The organism is Comamonas thiooxydans (assembly GCF_000964545.1).
GTDB classification, from domain to species: Bacteria; Pseudomonadota; Gammaproteobacteria; order Burkholderiales; family Burkholderiaceae_C; genus Comamonas; species Comamonas thiooxydans.
Genome location: NZ_BBVD01000021.1, coordinates 33,289 through 39,900, shown reverse-complemented (window position 1 = coordinate 39,900; position 6,612 = coordinate 33,289). Strand labels below are relative to the sequence as shown.

Here is a 6,612-nt window from a genome sequence, read left to right as displayed (position 1 = left end):
ATCTACCGAAGCCCAACATTGTACAACGTTGTTTGCTGCGATGGATGAATTGTAGCGCAGTTCTGAGCCCTCCCAGAAAAAACGCCACAATTTTCACAAACAAGCATCAATGCTTGATGGCCGCCTCTACCGGCTTGGCATCGGTGGACGCCACGGCAGCTACAGCTTCCTCAGTCAAAGGATCCGGCACGCGCTCCAGCGCCACCTTGAGAACCTGATCGATCCATTTCACAGGAACGATTTCCAGACCGCTCTTCACATTATCGGGAATGTCCTGCAAATCCTTGGCATTCTCTTCAGGAATGAGCACAGTCTTGATGCCACCACGCAGAGCAGCCAGCAGCTTTTCCTTGAGGCCGCCGATCGCCGTGACTTCACCGCGCAAGGTGATTTCACCGGTCATGGCCACATCAGCTCGCACGGGAATGCCAGTGAGAGCCGAGACAAAAGCTGTCGTCATCGCTGCACCGGCGCTGGGGCCATCCTTGGGCGTAGCGCCGTCAGGCACATGCACATGGATGTCCTTTTTCTCGAAGGCTTCATCCTTGATGCCAAGCAGACGAGCGCGGCTGCGCACCACGGTGCGAGCAGCTTCGACCGACTCCTTCATCACATCGCCCAGAGAGCCTGTGCGCGTAATGACACCCTTGCCTGGCATGGTGGCGGCTTCGATGGTCAGCAGATCGCCGCCGACTTCGGTCCAGGCCAGACCCACAACCTGCCCCACCTGATTGGCATGCTCGGCACGGCCATAGCTGAACTTGCGCACGCCCAGATATTCATTGAGGTTGTCGGCATTCACCTCCACCTTGGGCTGAAGCTTGCCAAGTTGCAAGCCCTTGACCACCTTGCGGCAAATCTTGGACAGCTCGCGCTCAAGCGAACGCACGCCCGCTTCGCGGGTGTAGTAGCGCACGATGTCACGAATCGCGGCTTCGGTCACTTCCAGCTCGCCGTCCTTCACGCCGTTGTTGGTGATCTGCTTGGGCAGCAGATAGCGGATGGCAATATTGGTCTTTTCGTCTTCGGTATAGCCCGACAGACGAATCACCTCCATGCGATCCAGCAAGGCCGAAGGAATGTTCATGGAGTTGGAGGTCGCCACAAACATCACGTCGGACAGGTCGAAGTCGACCTCCACGTAGTGGTCACCAAACTTGTTGTTCTGTTCGGGGTCCAGCACTTCCAGCAGCGCGCTCGAAGGATCGCCACGGAAGTCCATGCCCAGCTTGTCGATTTCGTCCAGCAGGAACAGGGGATTGCGCGTACCGACCTTCTCCAGGCTCTGCAGTACCTTGCCAGGCATGGCGCCGATATAGGTACGGCGGTGACCGCGAATTTCCGCCTCGTCTCGCATGCCGCCCAGCGCCATGCGCACGTACTTGCGACCTGTGGCCTTGGCAATGGACTGACCCAGCGAGGTCTTGCCCACGCCGGGAGGACCCACCAGACACAGAATGGGCGCCTTGACCTTGTCCACACGCTGCTGCACAGCAAGATACTCGAGAATGCGGTCCTTGACCTTTTCCAGGCCAAAGTGATCTTCGTTCAGCACTTCCTCGGCATTCGCCAGATTGTGCTTGATCTTGGTCTTCTTGCTCCAGGGCAGTCCAGTCAGCACTTCGATGTAGTTGCGCACCACCGAAGCTTCAGCCGACATGGGCGACATCAGCTTGAGCTTCTTGAGCTCGGCCTCAGCCTTTTTGCGAGCATCGGCAGGCATCTTGGCGAGCTTGATCTTTTTCTCGATCTCCTCGATGTCGGCACCATCCTCACCCTCGCCCAGCTCCTTCTGGATGGCCTTGACCTGCTCATTCAGATAGAAGTCGCGCTGATTTTTCTCCATCTGGCGCTTGACACGACCACGGATGCGCTTGTCGACGTTGAGGATGTCAACCTCGCGCTCGAGTTGTTCGAACAGGTTTTCCAGACGCTCCTTGATGTCCACCAGATCCAGCACCGCCTGCTTGCTCTCGAGCTTGAGAGGCAGGTGCGCCGCAATGGTGTCGGTCAGACGACCGGCATCATCGATGCTGGCGATCGAAGTCAGGATTTCCTGAGGAATTTTCTTGTTGAGTTTGACGTACTGGTCAAACTGCTGAGTCACGGCACGGCGCAACGCTTCGATTTCGCTTTGCTCATGGGCATCGCCTTCGGGCTCCACAGACGTCACAGATGCCGTGAAGTGAGACTCTTCGTCGGCAACCTGCTTGACCAGCGCGCGCTGCTGGCCTTCCACCAGCACCTTCACGGTGCCGTCGGGCAGCTTGAGCATCTGCAAGATGGTGGAGACACAGCCCACATCAAACATGTCTTCCGCTGCAGGCTCGTCCTTGGAGGCCGTCTTCTGCGCCACCAGCATGATGCGACGGTCGCCTTCCATGGCCAGCTCCAGAGCCTTGATGCTCTTGGCACGCCCCACGAACAGCGGAATCACCATATGCGGAAACACCACCACATCGCGCAGCGGCAGCAGTGGCAGGTCCAGCTCGGTAGAAGGCAAAGGGGTTTGTCCAGACATAGGTATCCTCGGTTTCTCAGCGGAAGATGGTCCGCTTACCGGTGTATTTCAACCCCTGGAGGCAAATTGTTTTTGCCGCCTCAGGGGCATTGCCTTTCAGCCGCAGGCGACAAAGCGAGCCCATTGGAGGGCCCGCCTTGCACGCAAGCACAGTATCAGGCCTTTTTGGCCGCTTCGCGGTAAACCAGCAGCGGCTCCTTGCCGTCTTCAATGGTGGCTTCTTCCACCACTACCTTTTCCACATTCTCGGCGGTTGGCAACTCGAACATGGTGCTGATCAGTGCCTGCTCGACGATGGAGCGCAGGCCACGGGCACCGGTCTTGCGAGCCAGGGCCTTGCGGGCGATCGCCTTCAGGGCCGCGGGGCGTATCTCCAACTCCACACCCTCCATGGCCAGCAGCTTGCTGTACTGCTTGACCAGCGCATTCTTGGGCTCGGTCAGGATCTGTACCAGTGCGTCTTCGCTGAGTTCGGCCAGCGCCGTCACCACGGGCATACGCCCAACCAGCTCGGGGATGATGCCGAACTTGATCAGATCCTCAGGCTCGATCTCGAGGAACATCTCCGAGATGGAGCGCTGCTTCTTGCTCTTGACGGTAGCGCCAAAGCCTATGCCCGAAGCCTCGGTGCGGTTCTCGATGACTTTCTCCAGTCCCGCGAACGCGCCGCTGCAGATGAACAGGATATTGGTGGTGTCGATCTGCAGAAAGTCCTGGTTCGGATGCTTGCGTCCACCCTGGGGAGGAATGCTGGCCATCGTGCCTTCGATCAGCTTGAGCAGCGCCTGCTGCACGCCCTCGCCCGATACGTCGCGCGTGATGCTGGGGTTGTCCGACTTCCGGGAGATCTTGTCGATTTCATCAATGTAGACAATGCCACGCTGAGCACGCTCGACGTCGTACTCACAGCTTTGCAGCAGCTTCTGAATGATGTTCTCGACGTCCTCGCCCACATAGCCAGCCTCGGTCAGCGTGGTGGCATCGGCCATCACGAATGGCACATTGAGCTGACGCGCCAGCGTTTGGGCCAGCAAGGTCTTGCCCGAACCCGTGGGACCGATCAGCAAGATATTGCTCTTGCTGAGCTCCACATCGTCCTTGCCTGCCTTGTCCTTGTGATTCAGGCGCTTGTAGTGGTTGTAGACCGCCACGGCCAGCGTGCGCTTGGCCTGCTCCTGACCGATCACATAGTTGTCGAGGTTGGCCTTGATTTCGGCGGGCGTAGGCAGATCGCCGCGACCTTCCTTGGCATCGGCGGCAGGCTGTTCGTCGCGAATGATCTCATTGCACAAGTCGATGCACTCGTCGCAGATGAACACGGACGGGCCGGCGATCAGCTTCTTGACCTCGTGCTGGCTTTTGCCGCAGAAGGTGCAATACAAATTCTTTTCGGTGGAAGAGCCTTTTTTATCGGCCATGGGGGCTGTGCCTCGTTACGAAAAAACGAAAATTAATGATAACCAAAGACAAGGCGGCGTAGGCCATCAGGGACAAACGCCGCCGAGCAAGTCCCGGGAGCCAGTCAGCAACTCCCAGGTTTTTCATTGCCAGCACCCGCAATCCCAATCAGACATGGGGCTCGGTGCTATGCATTTCAGGAACGCTTGCTGATTACCTGGTCAACCAGGCCGTATTCCTTAGCCTCATCGGCGGAAAGGAAATAGTCGCGCTCGGTGTCGTTCTGAATCTTTTCCAGGGGCTGGCCGGTACGCTCGGCGAGTATTTTGTTCAGGCGCTCGCGGGTCTTGATGATTTCGCGGGCATGAATTTCGATTTCGGTCGCCTGACCACGTGCACCGCCCAGAGGCTGGTGAATCATGACCTGGGCATTGGGCAGTGCATAGCGCTTGCCCTTGGCTCCGGCCGACAGCAGGAAAGCGCCCATGCTCGCCGCCATGCCGGTGCACAGCGTCGAGACATCAGGCTTGATGAAGTTCATGGTGTCAAAAATCGCCATGCCTGCCGTCACGCTGCCGCCGGGGGAGTTGATATAGAAGGAAATGTCCTTGTCAGGATTTTCGCTTTCCAGGAACAACAACTGGGCTACCACCAGGTTGGCGGTCTGGTCGTTAACCTCGCCCACCAGGAAAATCACGCGCTCCTTGAGCAGACGCGAATAAATGTCATAGGAGCGCTCACCGCGACCCGACTGTTCAATGACCATGGGCACCATGCCCAAACCCAATGTATCCAATGCGCTCATGTTTTCTCCAGTGCTATGCGCCTACTGTAGCCGCATTCTGAAAAGAAAATGGGGCTTGCGCGCAAAAGCACAAGCCCCGCAATTCAAGTTATCGGAACTTGCCTAGGGCAAGCACCGATAAAAGGTTCAGCCCTTAGGCCTGACCCATCAGCTCGTCGAAGGAAACGGCCTTGTCGGTGACCTTGGCCTTGGCCAGAACGAAATCGGTGACGTTGTTTTCGATCACAACGGCCTCCACTTCGGCCAGACGGTTGCGGTCGCCGAAGTACCAGCGCACCACGTCTTCGGGCTTCTCGTAGCTGGAAGCCAGCTCTTCGACATGAGCCTTGATCTGCTCGGCAGTGGCTTGCAGGTTGTTGGTCTTGACCAGCTCGGCCACCACCAGGCCCAGACGCACGCGACGCTCGGCTTGGGGCAGGAAGATGTCTTCAGGGATTTCAGCCTTGGCTGCGTCCTTGATGCCGCGCTGTTCCAGTTCGGCGCGCGCGCCTTCCAGCAGACGGCCCACTTCAGCCTGCACGGAAGCCTTGGGCAGATCCAGCTCGGCCACGGACACCAGAGCGTCCATCACGGCTTGCTTGTTGCGGCCTTGAACGCGGAACTTCACTTCGCGCTCCAGGTTCTTCTTGATGTCGTCGCGCAGGGCTTCAACAGAGCCGCCTTCCACGCCCAGAGTCTTGACGAACTCTTCGTTCACTTCGGGCAGGTTGGGAGCTTCCACCTTCTTGACGGTCACCAGGAAGTCGGCAGTCTTGCCGGCCACATCGGCACCGTGGTAGTCAGCAGGGAAAGCCAGGGGGAAAGTCTTGGACTCGCCAGCCTTCATGCCGCGGGTTGCGTCTTCGAATTCCTTGAGCATCTGGCCTTCGCCGACCAGGAACTGGAAGTCTTCAGCCTTGCCGCCGGAGAAAGTCTCGCCGTCGATCTTGCCTTCGAAGTCCACAGTCACGCGGTCGCCGTCCACAGCGGCTTCACCGGCAGCGCGCTCGGTGAAGGTGCGACGCTGCTTGCGCAGAATGTCCACGGTCTTGTCGATGGCTGCGTCGTCCACGCTGGTGGTCAGCTTTTCCACTTCGGCAGCAGTCAGGTCGCCGATCTTGACTTCGGGCATGACTTCGAACACAGCTTCGAATTGCGCTTCGCCTTCGGCAGCGCCTTCCTTCTCGGTGATCTTGGGCTGACCGGCAACGCGCAGATCGGCTTCGTTCACGGCAGCGGCAAAAGCCTCGCCCACCTTGTCGTTCAGCACTTCGTATTGCACGGAGTAGCCATAACGCTGAGCCACAACGCTCATGGGCACCTTGCCAGGACGGAAGCCGTCCATCTTCACGGTGCGTGCCACCTTCTTCAGGCGAGCATCAACTTCAGACTGGATCGCAGACAGGGGCACGCTCAGCGTGATCTTGCGCTCGAGCTTTTCAAGAGTTTCAACGTTAACGGCCATGATTTTTCCTAAGAGGGATGAGGACCGTGCAGATTGCCAAGCAACCCGCACCGTATTGCGCAAAGTCACAGTGCGCGCATACCCAACGACATGCGGCACCACAAATTTCCAGAGCCTGCCCCGGTCATTTGCCCCAGCGTCTGGCGCCAGGCATTTGCTCAAATCAGGAACAGGCGAAGCCGACCATTATAACGAGGCGCCGCGCAGGCTCCGCCATCGCCCTACAGGGGTTTGCCTTAAAAGCTGACGCCGCGCCTGCAAAGCAGGGCAGGAAAAGAAAAAGCCCGTAACGGCTTGGGGTTACGGGCTTGAGGCAGCAGGGACTGCCAATGTCTGGTGCGCGGAGCCGGACTCGAACCGGCACGGTGTTGCCACCGTCAGGACCTAAACCTGGTGCGTCTACCAATTTCGCCACCCGCGCGGTCAGCAATGCGAAAATTTACG

General features: G+C 58.3%; 4 protein-coding genes and 1 tRNA gene. All 5 read right to left on the bottom strand.

What is annotated here, in order from left to right:
* Positions 1-106: 106 nt before the first annotated feature.
* On the bottom strand, positions 107-2,521 hold the full coding sequence (lon, locus tag Cth01_RS22150; RefSeq protein WP_045840435.1) for an endopeptidase La: 2,415 nt from the start codon (positions 2,519-2,521) through the stop codon (positions 107-109).
* 155 nt (positions 2,522-2,676) lie between these two features.
* A complete protein-coding gene (gene clpX / locus Cth01_RS22145; RefSeq protein WP_012837449.1) occupies positions 2,677-3,939 on the bottom strand; it encodes an ATP-dependent Clp protease ATP-binding subunit ClpX in 1,263 nt (420 codons plus the stop codon).
* A 176-nt stretch (positions 3,940-4,115) separates the two neighbouring features.
* Positions 4,116-4,724, bottom strand: coding sequence for an ATP-dependent Clp endopeptidase proteolytic subunit ClpP (gene clpP / locus Cth01_RS22140; protein WP_003068910.1), 609 nt, complete (start codon positions 4,722-4,724; stop codon positions 4,116-4,118).
* Positions 4,725-4,857: 133 nt separating this feature from the next.
* Complete coding sequence (gene tig, locus Cth01_RS22135) at positions 4,858-6,168, bottom strand: trigger factor (protein WP_045840434.1); 1,311 nt, start codon at positions 6,166-6,168, stop codon at positions 4,858-4,860.
* A 334-nt stretch (positions 6,169-6,502) separates the two neighbouring features.
* Positions 6,503-6,589 (bottom strand) — tRNA-Leu (locus tag Cth01_RS22130).
* Between the last annotated feature and the right edge of the window lie 23 nt (positions 6,590-6,612).

What these genes read in the sequence shown, in the direction of transcription:
- clpP (WP_003068910.1), bottom strand. Translation starts at nt 4,724, where the DNA reads ATGAGCGCATTGGATACATTGGGTTTGGGCATGGTGCCCATGGTCATT.
- tig (WP_045840434.1), bottom strand. Translation starts at nt 6,168, where the DNA reads ATGGCCGTTAACGTTGAAACTCTTGAAAAGCTCGAGCGCAAGATCACG.
- clpX (WP_012837449.1), bottom strand. Translation starts at nt 3,939, where the DNA reads ATGGCCGATAAAAAAGGCTCTTCCACCGAAAAGAATTTGTATTGCACC.
- lon (WP_045840435.1), bottom strand. Translation starts at nt 2,521, where the DNA reads ATGTCTGGACAAACCCCTTTGCCTTCTACCGAGCTGGACCTGCCACTG.